Origin of the sequence: Enterococcus termitis, from assembly GCF_001730305.1 — a bacterium.
GTDB classification, from domain to species: domain Bacteria; phylum Bacillota; class Bacilli; order Lactobacillales; family Enterococcaceae; genus Enterococcus_L; species Enterococcus_L termitis.
Window position 1 is genome coordinate 108,138 of sequence record NZ_MIJY01000047.1, and the last position, 16,860, is coordinate 124,997.

Below are 16,860 nucleotides of genomic sequence, written 5' to 3' on the forward strand. Positions count from 1 at the left end.
GAATCTATTTGAAAAACATACGTTACGCCTTTGCTAGCGTTTCCTATCATAAAAAAATTTCTTTTAGTCTTGGAATTTTTTCGATACTTTTTCTTACTCTATCGACTAGTCTGTTAAATCTTATCGATATTGAGAATATTTTTTATACAGAAGTCAAAGAATTAGCGAATATCTCAATTTATGTAAAAAATTATCAAAAACTGATACACCTATATTCAGTGATGTACATAGTACTTTTAGTCGTTGCCTTAATTTTTATCTGTGGTTTGATTTTTTCAGCAATACAGATAAAAAAACAAGATATGCTAAAATGGCGAATCATGGGATTTAAAAATCACTTCATCATTAAGCAAGCTGTTTTAGAAACGCTTATTCCATTACTTGCCGGAGTTCTCTTCACTGCAGTCGCTTTATTGGTTTGTCAGCACACGTATGAATTTCTTTTGACGTCTATCAAGCCGTGGCTCAGTCAACTATTAGGATTGGAACGTGTAGCCTTTTTCTCTTCTAACGCTATTATCGAGAGTACACCAAATCAAATTATGCACACAAACAGCAATACAAACTTCATTTCACTTGGAATCACTAATTTGGACACACATAACATCAGCACTGCATTTATTAAAAATAGCTTATTACTTATTGTCGCAGCAACAATAAGCACTATTGCTTCATCTTATACGTTTTTAAAGAAACGACCACAGTATTAATTAAGGACGTGATTGAATGGATTTTTCTCTGGAAGCTTTTTGGACAAATGGACGTTTTAACGAACTGTTCCAAGAACAGCATATGACAGTTATATTAGAAAATCAACAAAGTATTCAGGCAGACTTTTATTTCCTTATCGACAAGACATTTGACTTGAAACAGTCTATGGCAATCGGATTTATTTTGTCTGAAAATACCTTCTTACCTTATCTTTCCATTCAAGAAAATTTGTTTGTTGGTACGTCGATCAAGGAAAAAGACAAAAAGCAGCTGCTTACTCAACACTTTCAATATGTTGGTTTATCAACTGACAGCTTGCTGAAATCAGAAAGTGACTTAACTACTTTAGAATTAATCAAGCTACAGCTAGTCCAATTTTTATTGATCGATAAAGACATTATCATTATCGATGATATCTTTCAAAAATTATCGATAAGTCAACGTCAGGAACTCCTGCCCCTATTGCAAAAAATTACTAAAGAAAAGAAAAAAGCGATCCTCGTATTAACCAATGACATTCAGATTGCTGAAAGTCCTTATGTAGATAAAATCATTAATATAGCATAAAAAAACGATCAAGCTAATCTTGATCGTTTTTTATTTACATTTCATCTTGAATTTCTACGTCAGGGAAAGAGATCGTAAAGCTGGTTCCCTCTCCTTCTGTGCTTTCCACATTGATCTTGCCTTTATGCAGCCGGACCAGTTGCTGAACGATCGATAAGCCAAGACCTGATTCACCATATTTTGTATTTTTTCTTGAAGGGTCAACTTTATAATAGCGATCCCAAATATTTTGAACTTGTTCTTCTGACATGCCGATACCCGTATCCGTGATAGTGACAATCGTTTCCAAATACCCTTTTTGAAGGCTTACGCGGATTTCTCCATCTTGGGTAAACTGGATCGCATTCTGGATAATGTTGACAATGATTTGAACAAAACGGTCATAATCAGCGTACACATCGATCGACTCTTGCGTTTCTAAAATTAAACGGTCGTTAGCTGACTCAGCTTTTGCTTCTAATTGCGTTAAGATGTTCTTCAATGTTTCTGTGGCATCGAATTTCTTCACAACAATGCTAATCTGATTCGTTCGGATTTTTTCATAATCTAAATTCTCGTTCACTAATCTGATTAATCGTGATGTTTCATTTTGCATTAGTTTGATGGCATTTTCTCTTTGACTTTCTGGAATCGCATCATATTGAAGACCTTCCAGCAAGCCATTGATCGTTGTTAAAGGCGTTCTCATTTCATGAGAAGCGTCCGCCATAAATTGTCGACGCCGTTCCTCTTGACGATCGATTTCTTCTCGGGATTCTTTCAAGGATTCAGCCATCTTATTGAAGTCTTCAGCTAAGTCATCGAATTCGTCCTTATCATGCGTTGCCAATTTCACATCGAAATTTCCACTCGTGATTTCTTTCGTTGCTTTTCGCATTCGATTGATTCGTTTCACTTGGAAACTGGCAAAGAAATAGCTTAAAAATAAACCAACGATACTTGATATAATAAATCCTTTAAATAAATTGGAGGTGATCGCATCCATGCTATCTGAAACATTTTTTGCCGGCTGTGTGACCACTAACGCTCCAATGATCGTATTTTGCTGGGATTGAATATCTGTCATCGTCACAGGAAGCATCACATAAGAAGAGACTTGCTTAGTCCCATAGATATCTTTGTCGACAGTTGCATATTCCTGTTTTCCTTCCATCAAACCAGACCAATTCGCTTTGATCACAGAATCATCTAATTTTTTTTCTGGATTCAATGGATATTGAACATTCATATTCATATCATAAAAAACAAATTGAACGTCTTGATTGCTTAAAAAGCCCTCAAACAAATGAAATGATGCATTCCAAGTGTCCTGATCTGTCATTCCAGGTTGCCGATTGATTGAATCCTTTGCTTGCCAGGCGGATTTAGCGTACCCTCTTAACTGTTCATAGTTTGTATCTTGTAAGGTTTTTTTAGTTAGTTGCGTGAATGAGGTCCCCACGATCAAAATAATTAAAATGATCACACCCCAAAAAGCGAGTAATTGCTGATGTAAATATTTCATCTAAGCGACTCCAGAATCATCAAATTTATACCCTACACCCCACACGGTTTGGATCACCTGCGGTCCAACTTTTTCAATTTTTTGACGTAATTTCTTGATGTGGGCATCGACGGTTCGTTCATCACCAAAATATTGATAATCCCACACCATTTCAAGAAGCTGCTCACGTGAAAAAACTTGTCTTGGTTTTTTCGCTAACGTATATAGTAAATCAAATTCTTTGGGTGTCAATCCATCGATTTGTTTATCATCCAAATACGCTTCCCTCGTCTTTGTGTTCATTTTGAAATGATCGGTTGCTACATCAAATTTATCATCTGAAAGTGTTGAACTGTCAATATGTTCTCCAATTTCAGAACGTCGGTGCAGCGCTTTGATTCTCGCAATCAATGTTAGCGGGCTAAACGGTTTAGTTACATAATCATCTGCGCCCATTTCTAAGCCGATCACTTGATCGCTTTCAGAATCTCTGGCTGTAAGCATGATGATCGGTACAGTATTTGAGACCTTCCGTACCTCTCGGCAAACAGACATACCATCCATCGTAGGTAGATTTAAATCGAGGGTGATCATGTCCCATTTCTCCGGCATTTCTAAAAAAGCATCCAGCCCTTCTTTACCATCGTATTTAAAAGTTGCTTCCCATCCCTCATTTAAGAAAAACATTTGCATCATTTCTGATACAGATTCATTATCTTCTATCATTAGTACATTCATTGTATTGTCGCCTCTTTCCATTATAATTAACGTCACTTATATTATACTCTAAAAATCACCTAGCTCCAATAACTTCTATCTTTCTTCAAAAAAGCTTTGTCTTTTCTTCGATTTTTGATAAGATTAAGGATGAAAGGACGTTGAAAATTTATGGAAAACATCCAAGCAGTTGCTTTTTTTGATTTAGACGGAACATTATTAAATGAAAAATCACAAATTACTCAAGAAATCACTACAGCTATTCAGGCGTTGAAAGAAAATCATGTCCTACCGATGATTGCGACCGGACGTACACTGGTTGAAATTGAAACTATTATGAAAGACAGCGGCATCGATTCAGCAATCGTCATGAATGGTCAGTTCATTCAAGTTGAAGGGAAAAGTGTTTATTCGAATGAATTTACACCGGAAGAATGCGCCAAGATGCACATGCATGTAAAACAACTTGGTCATGAAATTTCTTACTATAATGATCGTCATATTTGGTGTTCTGGGCACAATGAAATCGTTACAAATGCCTACAAATTTATTCATTCAAAACCACCTGTGATCGATACGACAAATAGTGAAAATAGACCTGTTAATATGATGCTAGTTCTCTCAGAAGATGGAGATGAACATTATCTAGAGCACTTTCCTGAAATGACCTTTTATCGAAACGGTCCTTATTCGATTGATACGGTTCGAAAAGGGGTATCAAAAGGATCTGGTGTCAAAAATTTATTTCAAACGTTGAACTTGCCTAAAGTCCCTACATTTGCTTTTGGAGACGGCATCAATGATCTTGCCTTGTTTGACGCATGTGAGCATAAAATCGCCATGGGTAACGCACGTATTGAACTAAAAGAACGGTCAAGTTATGTTACTAAAAACAATACAGATGGCGGTATTGTTCATGCCTTAAAACATTTTGATTTGATTTGATGAATGGACATAACAAAAAATCCCACTTCTTATTTAGAAGATGGGATTTCTTTTTTATGTCTTTTTTGATGTACACAGATAACTGCTCCTGTCACTTGAATCAATAAGAGTACTAGTAGAAAAATACTCAAGGCAATATGCCCTTGCTCAAATGTTTTTACTAATAATACGAGTAAAATCAAACTGCTTATTGAATAAAGTGACCACTGTTTGTCCATAATATCTAGACCCCTTTGGTTTGTTACCATAAGGATAGGACTTTTAGATAGAAAATGCAAGGAAGTTTTGTGTATCTGTGAACTTTCCTATGTTTTTTTAGTGTTTCTTTAGTATTCTAAGCAAATTTTAAGCAATTCACTTTGTAAAAATAACTATTTTCACGAAAAGTAAAAGCACAATCCATTTAAAACCCTGAAGAAAAGTGATACACTGACTTTACGTATATTTTACTGCAAGGAGTTTTACTCATGGATAATGTAAAGCAAAACAACATACAATTAATCTTAGATACTTGCCTGTTGGCAGGAAAAATAATGACTGAAAGCGGCTCTGAAGTGTATCGTGTCGAAGATACAATGAATCGAATCGCAGAAAATGCTGGGCAAAAAGAAAGTGTTAGTTACGTTACTGCCACTGGGCTGTTTATGGGGTTTCGTTCTAGTAATTTTACACAACTGGAGAATGTGACAGAGCGAAGTATCAATTTAGAAAAAGTAGCACTCGTCAACACGCTTTCACGTCAATTTGCTAATCAAGAGATCACTTTAGAAGAATTAAATCAAAAGCTGGCCAATATTAATTCTGAAGTCCCCACTTATTCAATCACACTGCAGATCATAGCTGCAGGAATTGTCAGCTGTACTTTAATGTATATTTTTGGTGGTAGCTGGGATGATTTTTTTGCGACGTTCTTTATTGGAATGGCTGGATTTTGTGTTTCCTATTTTACAAATGCATGGCTGAGCATCAAATTTTTAGACGATTTTTTGGCTTCTTTTACGATAGGATTATTAGCCTATTTAGCAGTGAGGTTTCATTTGGCTGGCAATATTGACAATATCATTATTGGGGCAGTGATGCCGTTAGTCCCTGGCGTGGCAATTACTAATTCCTTCCGAGATATCTTGGCTGGACATTTACTAAGCGGAACCGCACGCGCAACTGAAGCAATTTTTGTAGCAGGTTCTATTGGTATCGGTATTGCAATTATTTTTAAATTATTTATGTAAGGAGAAATCATCTTGACGATTGTGGTTCATATTTTATTTAGCTATTTAAGTACTGTTACATTTGGAATTGTTACAAATGTACCTAGAAAATTGCTCAACGCATGCGGCATCACCGGTGTTGTTGGCTGGATGATTTTCTGGTCTACCAAAAATTTAGAGGCTGGTGCGATTTTCGCTAACTTCCTTGGCGCTATCGGCATTGGCTTGATGAGTATTTTCTTTTCACGTAGAAAAAAAATGCCTATGACTATTTTTAATATCCCTAGTCTTGTTCCCTTAGTACCTGGTGGTCCAGCCTATCAAGCCGTTCGAAGTATTGTTCTTGGCGATTATATCAGTGGTGTGCACTTAATTATCAAAGTAATCATGACCGCTGGAGCGATTGCGGCTGGATTTATGGTAACAGGTATCGTCGAACGACTGGTGAAAAACATTTTAGATAACAGAGGAGCCAAAACGAAGGTGTAGTTTTGGCTCCTCTTTTATCAATCAACGGCTATTTCTGCTTCCTCTTCAAAAAATAGCAATAGATCTTGCAATGTCAGTTTTGTTTTTTCTTCTTTATTCAAATCCTTGATGATTTGTCCTTTTTGCAAAACGATCAGACGATTTCCATATTGAAGGGCATCTTCCATTCGGTGAGTAATCATTAAACAAGTCAAATTTGCTTCTTTAATGCGCTGGTCAGTCAAATGCATCAACTGTTTTGAGGTTTTTGGATCTAATGCTGCAGTGTGCTCATCCAATAAAAGCAGATCAGGTTTTGTTAAGGTTGCCATCAGCAAACTTAAAGCCTGTCTTTGTCCACCAGAAAGATTCCCACATGGTGTATCCAAATGATTTTCCAATCCATTGCCGATTTCACTGCAAATTTTTGTGAAAAAGGCCCTCTGTTCATTGATTTTTCTTAAACGTAATCGTCTTTTCTGACCTCGATACATAGCCAGCAGCAAATTTTCTGCAACAGTCATTCTAGGCGCTGTTCCCATCTTAGGATCTTGGAAAACCCGTGAGAAAAAGTCAGCACGCTTTTCTTCAGAATAATGAGTAATTTTCTGATCATTAATGAACAGATCACCTTCGCTTAAGGCCAACGTTCCAGCAATACTATTAAATAGTGTACTTTTACCAGCGCCATTACCTCCTAAAACTGTTACAAATTCACCTTGCTCGATGGTTAGATTGATATGATCTAAAATCACTTTTGTTTCATTCAAGCCATTATCGATTTTTTTCGTCGCATTTTTAAGTTCAAGTACTGTACTCATTTTTCAACCTCCTTTTCGGGTAAAAAGTGAAGATTCAGCGCCTTTTTTAATTGAGGGATCATTAAACACAATGCTAAAATAACAGCAGAGAATATTTTTAGATAGGTCGTATCGAAGCCTAATTTGATTACTAGTAAGATAAGCAACTGATAGATAATACTACCAACTACAATAGCAACCAAACGTTCTGCAAACGTTAATTCCCCGAAAAGCACTTCTCCAATAATAATTGATGCTAAACCAATAACGATCACGCCTGTTCCTTTGTTCACATCTGCATAACCATCATTTTGAGCAATCAATGCGCCCGACAAAGCGATCACACCGTTCGATAACGTCAGCCCTAAAATCTTCATTGAATCTGTTTTGATTCCAAGGGACCGAGCCATATGTTCATTATCACCTGTAGCAATGTACGCTTGTCCCAGATTTGTATTAAAGAAAAACAATAGTAAGCTAATAATGATCACAAGGAAAATAACACCTAAAAAAACAATATCATAATAGTTTGGTAAGTTTAAACTTAGAAAGAAATCTTGAATTTTTGGTTGGTTCAATAAAGAAAGATTTGGTGTTTGCATCACATATAGAATGACTGAGTTTAAACCGGACATCACTAAGATTCCTGCTAAAATCACAGGTATTTTTCCTTTTGTAAACAGTAACCCTGTCACTAATCCTGCGCACATTCCCGCTAAAACACCTAATAATGTTGCAAAAATCGGATGAATCCCCGACGTAATTGCGGTGACACAAACGGCTCCGCCTAATGGAAATGAGCCTTCTGTTGTCATATCCGGAAAATTTAAAATGCGATAGGTCATGAAAATTCCTAACCCTAGTATTGCCCATAGCATACCTTGTCCTATTGCAGAAACAATCATTTGTTTCACTCCTTTTTCTATTCTATGATTTTCGCTTTTGATCGGATATTGTCAGGAAGTGTTATCCCTAATTTATCCGCTTGTTTTTGATTGATAATGATGTCACCTGTTTTAAACGTATAGATAGGTGTTGTTGCAGCTTGAGATTTACCTGACAAAATTGCGGCAGCCATTTTACCAGTCTGTACACCTAAGTCAAATTGGTTGATACCTACTGTTGCAACACCGCCTTGCTCAACCATCGTATCTACTGAAGGAAAAATCGGAACTTTTGCTTTATCGGCTTCACTGACCACTGTTTGCATGGCATTAGCGATCGTGTTATCTGTCGGAATATAAATGAGCTCCACTTCACTGGTCATTACCTGAACGGTTTGAGCAATTTCATTACTAGAAGGTACAGCAAATGTTTTAACCGTCATTCCCTTTTCTTCAGCGATTTTCTTTGCCTCTTCCACTTGGTATTTTGAATTTTCCTCAGATGAAGCATAAAGAATCCCGACTTTCTTACTCTTGGGTACCAGTTGGGCAATTAAATCAAATTGAGCATCAACTGGTGATTTATCACTAACGCCAGTGATATTTCTTCCTGGCTTTTCATTACTATCCACTAAACCGGCACTCACCGGATCAGTAATCGCACCAAGTACAATCGGTATTTCCGAAGTCGTATTTGCTAATGCCTGTGCCGCTGGAGTAGCGATTCCGATGAGAACATCAGATTTTTTTTCTTGTACTAATTGTTGGCTCATCGTAGCAAGCTTACTTTGATCCGCTTGACCATTTTGAAAAACAAGTTTCATATTTTTTCCTTCTTCATATCCTTCATCTTTCAGGCCTGCTTGAATTCCCTTATATATTTGATCTAATGCAGGATGACTGACAAACTGCAGCACTCCAACTGTCGGCAGCTTTTCCTTTGCCGTCTCTTTTTTTTCAACAAAAAATGAACCAATTAAAAAGAGAATAATAGCCGCTACAACAATGGTCAATCGATTTTTTCTCATTTCTTTTCCCCCTCAATAATAAATAATTAAAACAAAAAAACAACGACAAATCCTTAAAAGGAGCGGTCGTTGTTTTCAAACTAAAACCGCATAGATGATTCATCTATGCGGTCACACATCATCACTAATAAACCGACATAGATACAAACTTTAGAAATAGCTTCTAATTTGTTGTATCTATGAGAGCATCATACATACAACTATCTACGCCAGTTTTGCCATGAATTATTCAATTGCTCTAATGGTTTTGATAGTTTAGTCATGTAATCACTCCTATAGTTTCTCTGTTAAAAGTAGTCTACACTACGAATCATTTGTTCGTCAAGTCCAAAAAAGGTGAAAACACAATTTAATTTACTCTTTTTCTTGTGAAGGCTGCTTTTTCAATCGTTTTTGATAGCTCCAGCTATCTTTTTGTTGCTTGTAAGGATAGAAATTTAAACGAGTAAACATTTTTTGAGACGCTTTATTCCAGTTGAATATCTCACTGACCGTAATGCAATCTCTCCCTAGTTTCTTTGCTTTATAGATAAAATATTTAGTTACAGTTCTACCTATATGACGGTTTTGAAACTTTTGATCGATCACAATCGCATAATCATCCTCTGCTAACCAAACATCTCCGATCGTCTGGTAGTTCCGGCCATCATGATACTCGATATAATAAAGCAAGCCATGCGTGTTTTGCCAGCTGTACATTTGCTGGATCTGCTCTTTGCTGTAAGTTGTTTCAGCGCCGACAATATTGCGCATGCTCTTAGGATCCTGATACCATTTTAAAGATTCATAACGAAATTCATCGAAAGGGCTTAAACGAATCGTTTCATTTATTCGAACTTTTTTCAAGTGATCCCTATTGAAAGAGGACTCAGTAACTCTCTGAGTCCTCTTTTTTAACAAATCAGTTGCCAACTCCCGCCATTTAATCCCTGTCACGGCGATCACTTCTCACATAAACACGCTCTAGCTTAGGTTTCATAAACAAAAGACCCAGTAATAGGATAAAAAATAATTCTTTCATCATAAGCCCCTCTTTCTAAATAGTTGCTTTACTCTGCTGGAAGCTCTACTTCAGCTGGTTGCTCAGGAACTTGCCCTTGATCCTCAAGTCCTTGTGATTCTTCAGTTGTTTGCGTTGTCTCGGTTGTTGACTGTGTTGTATTTGCTTCTGGCGTTTGTGCAGATGGTTCAACACTGGCTAATGGCAACTGATTTAAGGCTGGTATCAGTGTTGTTTTTAGTTCTTGCTCGTCATTTAAAACAAATCTATTTTTCTCTTTGCCATTTTCAAAAAAGATAACGGTTGCTTCATCTTGCTTTAATTTGTATTTGTCTTCTACTTTTTTCGCATTATAGACAATAGGGTAAATAAAGATACTACGGTTAAGCGACTTCATTTGTTCTGGATCTTTTAAGACTTTGATTGTATCATCATAGGTTTTCCCACTAGGAACTGTAAATAAAACGGTCATTGCTGTTTTTTCACTAATTTCTTCATCTGCTGTCTTCGCATTTAAATAATTAGCTTTTTTAGCTAATGTCGTTTCACTGACTAATGAATCGATTTGGGAAGCACGAATATTGGCTTGTACTCTAGGTACAATCAAAAACAAGCTGATAATAAATACAACAACTGCTCCAATGATAATCGCCGTTAGCTTTTTTTGTTTATTCAAATAAATCATAATATCATCTTTTGTATCAATAAAATTTTTCTTCACTTGCTTCTCTCCTTACAACTTTTCACTTATATTATACCTGTACTTCTTTTTTTTTCCTAGTATTAAATATTTATCTCCCCTTCATTTCAAATAATCGAAAAATTTCATATTCTCTTTTGCGTAGTTAAAATTTGTCCACCTGCATTTTGTAAGCGGTATTTTTTGTGATAAAATGAACATGACAAAACTAGGAGGGATGACTATGAGTTCTATCGAGAAAATAACAATCGAACAAATCACAAAGAAAAATCCATTACTCTCTACTTTTCGAAGCATCATTGAAACAAGCTTTTATAGGAATAATGTCACTAAGATCAACCAGCTCAGTGAAAGCTATCATCTCGCTAAAGCGGCTTCTGGAAGTATCGTCACAGATCTGCCGATTTATGCGCCAGAAAAATTGGGATTACCTAGTGATGGAAAAGTATTAGTTGCAAATGATGGAAAAATTGTTGGACGGACTGCTGCCGCTAGAAAAGTGATCGGTCAGCCAGGCGTGGATGAACAACTCTATAGCGGTATTTTACGTGAAGCTATTTATAACGGCTGCAACAAAGAATTTTACTCTTGTGAAGCGATCATCGGACTTTCTGAAACATTTATGATCAAAGCGCATCTTCAACTACCTAAAGGATTTGAGCATAGTCTTTATGCTTATCTGCTGAATTTTCAATGTCTAACGCCAGAGTATCAGGCTCTTTATTCCACGTCAACGGCGTATACAGAAGGTGATATTTATTTATATGCTGATCCTGAGTGGCATCATCCTGATTTTCCTGACGGACTTGTACTGATCGATCCAGAGCATAATGTCGCTGCAGTTTTGGGACTTCGCTATTTTGGAGAGTTGAAAAAGGCCACATTGACTCTTGCCTGGGCAATCGCTCATCGTAATGGTTTTATTGCTTGTCATGGTGGTCTCAAACAATATCGTCTGGCTGATTCAAACTATACGATGGCTGTCTTTGGACTATCTGGTTCTGGTAAGTCAACGATTACTTTAGCTGAACATCAGCATAACTATGCTGTCTCCGTTTTACATGACGATGCTTTTATTATTTCAAAAGAGGATGGTTCTACTGTTGCATTGGAACCTGCTTATTTTGATAAAACCCAAGATTATCCGATGAAAGATCCCGGCATAAAGTATTTCTTGACTGGCCATAATCTTGGTGTCACCCTTGATGAAAAAAATCAAAAGGTTTTAGTGACAGAAGACATCAGAAATAATAATGGTCGAACAGTTAAATCTCGTTTTGCAACTCCGAATCGAATTGATTCTGTTTCTGAAAAGTTAGATGCGGTCTATTGGATCATGAAAGACGACAGTCTACCGCCAATTGTTAGAATCGATGATCCTGTCCTCGCTGCTGTCTTCGGCTTAACATTGGCTACAAAACGTTCTACTGCTGAAAATGTTACTCCTGAAACAAACTTGGATGAACTAGTTATCGAACCTTTTGCAAATCCATTTCGCTGTTATCCGTTAGCCGAAGATTATTACAATTTTAAAGAGCTTTTTGAAAAACAACAGGTTACCTGCTATATCTTGAATACAGGCTACTTTAATAAGGAAAAAATTACACCTGACCAGACACTCGCTTGTATCGAATTGATTATTGATCACGAGGATCATTTTATTCCATTTGGTCCTTTAACAGCAATGAGTTATGTCCCCATTGAAACATTAGAACCTACATTCGACGACCCAACCTATCTAAAAAAAATACGAACAAATTTTGAGCGTCGATTACATTTTATTCAAGAACAAAGGACTTTAATGGCTGGCTACAATGCACTTCCAGAAGAAGCAGCTCTACTGATTCAGCATCTACTTTTAGAATTGGAAGAACAGACGACATAAATGACCATCAAGCATCTGTTGACAAACATTTTGACCTAGCCTATACTTTCATTAATGATGAATAAATTAAAATACGATGAAAAAATGCTATTTTATGATATTCATAAGAGCGTCTCATTTAATGAAAAAGATGATTCACAGAACAAGAAGGCTGTCTTTTCTAAATAATATGCAGCACATAACTCTTTGCGTCATAGCTCATTCACATGGAATCCAAATAGATGGTGGAAGCAGCAGTAATCCCTTCTTATTTTATTGGAACAGGACTGCACTGCTCCATCCTCTTTTTTATTTTTAATTAAACTGAATTAATGGAGGAACAATTATGACAAATACTTCAAGTAAAATCCCTTTTCGCTACGATATCGTTGGTAGTTTTTTACGACCGGATACATTAAAAAAAGCTCGTCAAGCTTTTGCAGAAGGAACAATCTCAAAAAAAGAATTAACCCAAGTTGAAGATCAAGAAATTATTCAATTGATCGAACAGCAAAAACAGGCTGGTCTACACGCAGTCACAGATGGTGAATTTCGCCGACGTTGGTGGCATTTAGACTTTATCGCTGGATTAAACGGCATCACTGTTTACGACTTCCAAACAACTGCATTTGGCATCACAACGGAAGCACAGGGAACATTTGTAAGTAGTCCCCTCTCCTTTTCACAGAATCATCCTTTTTTAGAGCATTTTCGTTTTACTCAAGAGCATGCAGCTCCTGTTTTAGCTAAACAAACGATTCCTGGTCCAAATATGATTTTTTTAGATTCATTGATTTTATCAAAACAGTATAATGAAAATCCAGTGTATGATTCATTAGCAGCATTCAAACAAGATTTAATCACGACTTATCAAGATGCAATACAAGCATTTTACGATGCTGGCTGTCGCTATCTACAGTTGGATGATACTAGCTGGGGTGGATTATTTGATGAGCGTTTCCGTGAAATGATTAAAGGAAATGGGTTAGATCCTGATCAACTATTGCAAGATTTCCAAGATGTCACAGAACAAGCATTGGCAAAAAAACCAGCGGATTTAGCTGTAACCTTCCATTTTTGCAAAGGGAACTTTCAGTCTCACTGGTTATACAATGGTTCTTATGAAACAATTGCGAAAAATTTATTTTCGATCAATGCATTCGATGGATTCTTTTTAGAATATGACGATGAGCGCTCTGGAGGTTTTGAACCTCTTAAGGAGCTGCAAGATCAACGAATCGTTTTAGGCTTGATTACAAGTAAAAAAGGTGAATTAGAAGATCCTGAAGCGATTATCGCCAGAATCAAAGAAGCAAGTCAATTTGTTCCACTAGAACAGATTTGTTTATCTCCACAGTGCGGTTTTGCCTCAACGCACGAAGGAAATCATTTAACGGAAGAGGATCAATGGAAAAAGATCGAATTAGTCAAAACCATCGCCGAAAAAGTTTGGTCTGATGCTTAAAATGGAGGAACCTCCGCAACAAAAGTAACAATCAGTTTTATTTTAGGCTTAAGACTTGTAATAACTTACTAGAAAAAAGCAACTTTAAATAGCAAGAAAATCCACAAAAATGTTCGTCAAAATTTTGTGGATTTCTTGCTATTTTTTCGGTGCTAAATACTTTTTTGTTTTATCGATTAACTGAACGAGCCATCCGATTGATGGTATGACGCATTCCGCGAATCGCAAGTGACATTTCATAAATATTTTCTACAGGAGCTAAACCGCCATATCCTGCATCACCAATATGCTGGATATCTACTCCACATATTTTATTCAATAAAGCGATTTGGCGAATCGTCTCTTTACTCGCGCTTTCCTGACTTGTTCCAATCGCTGACATCGTCAATAAATCATATTTTTTAGCAATTGCTACAGCGGCTTTCATATCCTCTTCTGCAAATCCTTGAACTGTCCCAACAGCCGGCAATAATAGGATATCTGCCCCAGCTTTAGCATATGCCTCTACTGCCTCAGTAGAAACAACCGGTTCATCTGAACCAGCACTATGCATTTTACCAGCAATGATTAAACCTGAAAAATTGTCTTTTGCCACTTTTACCGCTTTAGCAATTTCCGCATTGGTTACACCCGTTCCCGGATTACCTGTTAGACAGATAAAGTCCACACCCATTTCTTCTGCTCTTTGAATGGTTGCTTTTGAACTTGTACGACCTTTACTAATTTCTAATTTTTCGCTGAACATCGCTGAAGACTCATCAACTGGTTCTAAGTTGACTCCGATTGGTCGGCCAACTAATTTCTTTAAGATTGGAATCGGATTAACTTGATTTTCTTCAGGATGCTGCCAGTAATTCATCACTTCTTCCAATGACATTCCAGGAATGCCTTGTACGATTGGGTTGAAGCAATCAAAAAGATTCAATAGAATTAAATCTGCTCCAAATGCTGCAGCAACTTCTGCATTACTGATATCTCCAGCTTGCGGCGATGCAGCCACAACATTTTCTGAAAGAATCGTCCGTCCTTCACTTGCTTTGATCGACTGCTTTAATTCTTGAGCGGTCATACTTGCTACTTCACTATAGCTTGCACTAATTAGTCTTTTTACCATAAAGCTTGCCTCCCTATTTTAAAAACTGTTACTTCATCTATTATACTAAACATCTCAAAAATACGCAGAGATTTACAACACACTTGTTATGATTTCCTCATTTTTTTCAATTTATTTTTCACTTCCTTTATAAATAAAGGGAACTCCGTTATAATAGTACTATTATGTTTATAGAATTGAGGGATGTTTATGTCATTTGATGGCGTATTTACACATACCATGGTTTCAGAATTGTCTGAAGCTTTAGTAACAGGCCGAATTTCAAAAATTCATCAGCCTTATGAAAACGAAGTTGTTTTAGTTATACGATCCAAAGGGAAAAACCATAAATTACTATTATCTGCGCACCCAAGCTATGCCCGTATCCAATTAACCGAAATCGCTTATGCAAATCCAGATACGCCGCCAAATTTTGTAATGATGCTTCGTAAATTTTTAGAAGGCGCAATCTTAGATCAGATTCATCAAGTCGACAATGATCGTGTTGTTCATTTTACTTTTACGAAACGAGATGAACTTGGTGATCTGCAAAATATTGTTTTGATCGTCGAATTGATGGGCAGACACAGTACAATCATTTTGATGAACAAAGAGAACGGAAAAATTCTTGATGCCATCAAACACATCGGTAGTTCTCAAAATAGTTATCGCTCCTTGCTTCCTGGTGTCGAATATATCGATCCGCCTAAGCAAGAGTCACAAAATCCTTTTACAGCAAGCAAAGAAAAAGTATTTGAACTCTTATCTCAAGCGGCTGTTTTAGATGGGAAGTATCTTCAATCGCAGTTTCAAGGATTAGGTCGAGACACGGCAGAGGAACTTGCTTTTCTTTTAAATGAGCGCCCAAATGAAAAAATGTCTGTTTGGGAAACATTCTGGTCCGAGCTGCTTGAAAACACGACACCAACTTTGACTACAACAAAGAAAAAAGAATACTTCACACCTCTTCCCTTTTCATCATTAGAGGGACCGCAAACAACCTATCAAACGTTAAGCGAACTACTTGATGCCTTTTATGGAGGAAAAGCTGAAAAAGATCGAGTGAAGCAACAAGGTGGCGAATTGATCCGTAAGCTAGAAAATGAACTGAAACGAAACCAAACAAAAATCATCAAGCTGAAACAAACCTTAGCCGATACTGAACTTGCGGAAAACTTTCGACGAGACGGTGAGCTTTTAACAACTTTTATGAGTCAGGTGCCAAAAGGAGCGGAAATGGTCGAGTTGGCCAATTACTATGATGAAGACCGGCCGCTGAAAATAAAATTAAATCCGGCTTTAACACCTAATCAAAATGCTCAAAAGTATTTCCAAAAATATCAGAAGCTTAAAAATGCCGTTAAAATCGTTCATGCTCAAATCGAACAAGCTGCTCAAGAAATCAGTTATTTAGAATCTGTATTAGCCCAATTAGAAATTGCCGGACCAATGGATATCGATCTAATCCGTGAGGAATTAATTGAACAAGGCTATGTTAAAAAGCGAAGTGCTAAAAAACAAAAACAAGCGAAACAAAGTAAACCAGAAGAATTTTACTCCAGTGACGGTACATTGATTTTAGTTGGTCGCAACAACTTGCAAAACGATCAATTGACCCTTCGTTCAGCGAAAAAGACAGATATTTGGCTGCATGCGAAAGACATTCCAGGTTCTCATGTGATCATTAAAGATAATGAACCAGCTGAAACGACCCTGCTTGAAGCCGCTAGTTTAGCCGCGTATTATTCCAAGTATCGTTTATCTGCTCAAGTACCTGTTGATTATGTTCAAGTCAAGTTTGTGCATAAACCGAATGGCGCTAAACCTGGTTACGTCATTTATGAAAATCAAAAAACACTCTATGTTACGCCAGAAGAAGATCTAGTGAATAAACTAAAAAAGAACCCAGCATAATTATTCTGAAGGA

Annotated in this window: 17 protein-coding genes; 8 read left to right on the plus strand and 9 right to left on the minus strand. The window is 36.9% G+C overall.

The features are described from left to right. Nucleotides 1-8 precede the first annotated feature (8 nt). Both BCR25_RS19400 and BCR25_RS19405 read left to right on the plus strand, forming a co-directional pair. Nucleotides 9-710, plus strand: a complete 702-nt coding sequence (locus BCR25_RS19400) for an FtsX-like permease family protein (protein WP_069665262.1) — start codon at nucleotides 9-11, stop codon at nucleotides 708-710. Nucleotides 711-726: 16 nt separating this feature from the next. After that, complete coding sequence (locus tag BCR25_RS19405; protein WP_069665263.1) at nucleotides 727-1,278, plus strand: P-loop NTPase family protein; 552 nt, start codon at nucleotides 727-729, stop codon at nucleotides 1,276-1,278. Nucleotides 1,279-1,312: 34 nt separating this feature from the next. Here the strand turns inward: BCR25_RS19405 and BCR25_RS19410 are convergent, their stop codons facing one another. Both BCR25_RS19410 and BCR25_RS19415 read right to left on the minus strand, forming a co-directional pair. After that, nucleotides 1,313-2,782 carry a sensor histidine kinase gene (locus BCR25_RS19410; RefSeq protein WP_069665264.1) on the minus strand — a complete coding sequence of 490 codons (1,470 nt, stop codon included), beginning with the start codon at nucleotides 2,780-2,782 and terminating at the stop codon, nucleotides 1,313-1,315. Next, nucleotides 2,783-3,499 (minus strand): response regulator transcription factor, encoded by a 717-nt coding sequence (locus BCR25_RS19415; protein ID WP_069665265.1) that lies wholly within the window; start codon nucleotides 3,497-3,499, stop codon nucleotides 2,783-2,785. Nucleotides 3,500-3,649: 150 nt separating this feature from the next. Here BCR25_RS19415 and BCR25_RS19420 point away from each other — a divergent pair, with 150 nt between their 5' ends. After that, on the plus strand, nucleotides 3,650-4,423 hold the full coding sequence (locus BCR25_RS19420) for a Cof-type HAD-IIB family hydrolase (RefSeq protein WP_069665266.1): 774 nt from the start codon (nucleotides 3,650-3,652) through the stop codon (nucleotides 4,421-4,423). Nucleotides 4,424-4,452: 29 nt separating this feature from the next. Here the strand turns inward: BCR25_RS19420 and BCR25_RS19425 are convergent, their stop codons facing one another. After that, entirely contained in the window at nucleotides 4,453-4,641 is a 189-nt protein-coding gene (locus BCR25_RS19425) for a hypothetical protein (protein WP_069665267.1), read from the minus strand. A gap of 249 nt (nucleotides 4,642-4,890) precedes the next feature. Here BCR25_RS19425 and BCR25_RS19430 point away from each other — a divergent pair, with 249 nt between their 5' ends. Then, nucleotides 4,891-5,652 (plus strand): threonine/serine exporter family protein, encoded by a 762-nt coding sequence (locus BCR25_RS19430; protein WP_069665268.1) that lies wholly within the window; start codon nucleotides 4,891-4,893, stop codon nucleotides 5,650-5,652. A 12-nt stretch (nucleotides 5,653-5,664) separates the two neighbouring features. Continuing rightward, nucleotides 5,665-6,120: a threonine/serine exporter family protein gene (locus BCR25_RS19435; RefSeq protein ID WP_083242761.1), complete on the plus strand. Its 456-nt coding sequence runs from the start codon at nucleotides 5,665-5,667 to the stop codon at nucleotides 6,118-6,120. A 17-nt stretch (nucleotides 6,121-6,137) separates the two neighbouring features. Here the strand turns inward: BCR25_RS19435 and BCR25_RS19440 are convergent, their stop codons facing one another. From BCR25_RS19440 to BCR25_RS19460, 5 genes are all read right to left on the minus strand, one after another. Next, nucleotides 6,138-6,920: an ABC transporter ATP-binding protein gene (locus tag BCR25_RS19440; RefSeq protein WP_069665270.1), complete on the minus strand. Its 783-nt coding sequence runs from the start codon at nucleotides 6,918-6,920 to the stop codon at nucleotides 6,138-6,140. Then, the gene (locus tag BCR25_RS19445; protein ID WP_069665271.1) at nucleotides 6,917-7,804 is read right to left on the minus strand and encodes an ABC transporter permease; all 888 of its coding nucleotides are present in this window, start codon (nucleotides 7,802-7,804) and stop codon (nucleotides 6,917-6,919) included. Before BCR25_RS19445 ends, BCR25_RS19440 begins: the two co-directional genes overlap by 4 nt. 17 nt (nucleotides 7,805-7,821) lie before the next feature. Further along, nucleotides 7,822-8,811: a tryptophan ABC transporter substrate-binding protein gene (trpX, locus tag BCR25_RS19450; RefSeq protein WP_069665272.1), complete on the minus strand. Its 990-nt coding sequence runs from the start codon at nucleotides 8,809-8,811 to the stop codon at nucleotides 7,822-7,824. Nucleotides 8,812-9,165: 354 nt separating this feature from the next. Further along, nucleotides 9,166-9,657 carry a GNAT family N-acetyltransferase gene (locus tag BCR25_RS19455; RefSeq protein ID WP_245792193.1) on the minus strand — a complete coding sequence of 164 codons (492 nt, stop codon included), beginning with the start codon at nucleotides 9,655-9,657 and terminating at the stop codon, nucleotides 9,166-9,168. Nucleotides 9,658-9,860: 203 nt separating this feature from the next. After that, a complete protein-coding gene (locus tag BCR25_RS19460) occupies nucleotides 9,861-10,532 on the minus strand; it encodes a hypothetical protein (RefSeq protein ID WP_069665274.1) in 672 nt (223 codons plus the stop codon). 202 nt (nucleotides 10,533-10,734) lie between these two features. On the opposite strand from BCR25_RS19460, the gene BCR25_RS19465 reads away from it, so the two are divergent. Continuing rightward, nucleotides 10,735-12,396, plus strand: a complete 1,662-nt coding sequence (locus BCR25_RS19465) for a phosphoenolpyruvate carboxykinase (ATP) (protein WP_069665275.1) — start codon at nucleotides 10,735-10,737, stop codon at nucleotides 12,394-12,396. Between the two features lie 325 nt (nucleotides 12,397-12,721). Next, complete coding sequence (locus BCR25_RS19470; RefSeq protein WP_069665276.1) at nucleotides 12,722-13,840, plus strand: 5-methyltetrahydropteroyltriglutamate--homocysteine S-methyltransferase; 1,119 nt, start codon at nucleotides 12,722-12,724, stop codon at nucleotides 13,838-13,840. A 169-nt stretch (nucleotides 13,841-14,009) separates the two neighbouring features. Here the strand turns inward: BCR25_RS19470 and BCR25_RS19475 are convergent, their stop codons facing one another. Then, on the minus strand, nucleotides 14,010-14,954 hold the full coding sequence (locus BCR25_RS19475) for a DUF7916 family protein (RefSeq protein WP_069665277.1): 945 nt from the start codon (nucleotides 14,952-14,954) through the stop codon (nucleotides 14,010-14,012). A 189-nt stretch (nucleotides 14,955-15,143) separates the two neighbouring features. Here BCR25_RS19475 and efbA point away from each other — a divergent pair, with 189 nt between their 5' ends. Next, entirely contained in the window at nucleotides 15,144-16,847 is a 1,704-nt protein-coding gene (efbA, locus tag BCR25_RS19480) for a fibronectin-binding protein EfbA (protein WP_069665278.1), read from the plus strand. Nucleotides 16,848-16,860 lie beyond the last annotated feature (13 nt).

Bases quoted from the DNA above. Each gene is read 5' to 3' on its own strand.
- BCR25_RS19410 (WP_069665264.1), bottom strand. From the start codon at position 2,782: ATGAAATATTTACATCAGCAATTACTCGCTTTTTGGGGTGTGATCATT.
- BCR25_RS19425 (WP_069665267.1), bottom strand. From the start codon at position 4,641: ATGGACAAACAGTGGTCACTTTATTCAATAAGCAGTTTGATTTTACTC.
- BCR25_RS19415 (WP_069665265.1), bottom strand. From the start codon at position 3,499: ATGAATGTACTAATGATAGAAGATAATGAATCTGTATCAGAAATGATG.
- BCR25_RS19475 (WP_069665277.1), bottom strand. From the start codon at position 14,954: ATGGTAAAAAGACTAATTAGTGCAAGCTATAGTGAAGTAGCAAGTATG.
- BCR25_RS19405 (WP_069665263.1), top strand. From the start codon at position 727: ATGGATTTTTCTCTGGAAGCTTTTTGGACAAATGGACGTTTTAACGAA.
- BCR25_RS19445 (WP_069665271.1), bottom strand. From the start codon at position 7,804: ATGATTGTTTCTGCAATAGGACAAGGTATGCTATGGGCAATACTAGGG.
- BCR25_RS19420 (WP_069665266.1), top strand. From the start codon at position 3,650: ATGGAAAACATCCAAGCAGTTGCTTTTTTTGATTTAGACGGAACATTA.
- efbA (WP_069665278.1), top strand. From the start codon at position 15,144: ATGTCATTTGATGGCGTATTTACACATACCATGGTTTCAGAATTGTCT.
- BCR25_RS19440 (WP_069665270.1), bottom strand. From the start codon at position 6,920: ATGAGTACAGTACTTGAACTTAAAAATGCGACGAAAAAAATCGATAAT.
- trpX (WP_069665272.1), bottom strand. From the start codon at position 8,811: ATGAGAAAAAATCGATTGACCATTGTTGTAGCGGCTATTATTCTCTTT.
- BCR25_RS19465 (WP_069665275.1), top strand. From the start codon at position 10,735: ATGAGTTCTATCGAGAAAATAACAATCGAACAAATCACAAAGAAAAAT.
- BCR25_RS19430 (WP_069665268.1), top strand. From the start codon at position 4,891: ATGGATAATGTAAAGCAAAACAACATACAATTAATCTTAGATACTTGC.
- BCR25_RS19470 (WP_069665276.1), top strand. From the start codon at position 12,722: ATGACAAATACTTCAAGTAAAATCCCTTTTCGCTACGATATCGTTGGT.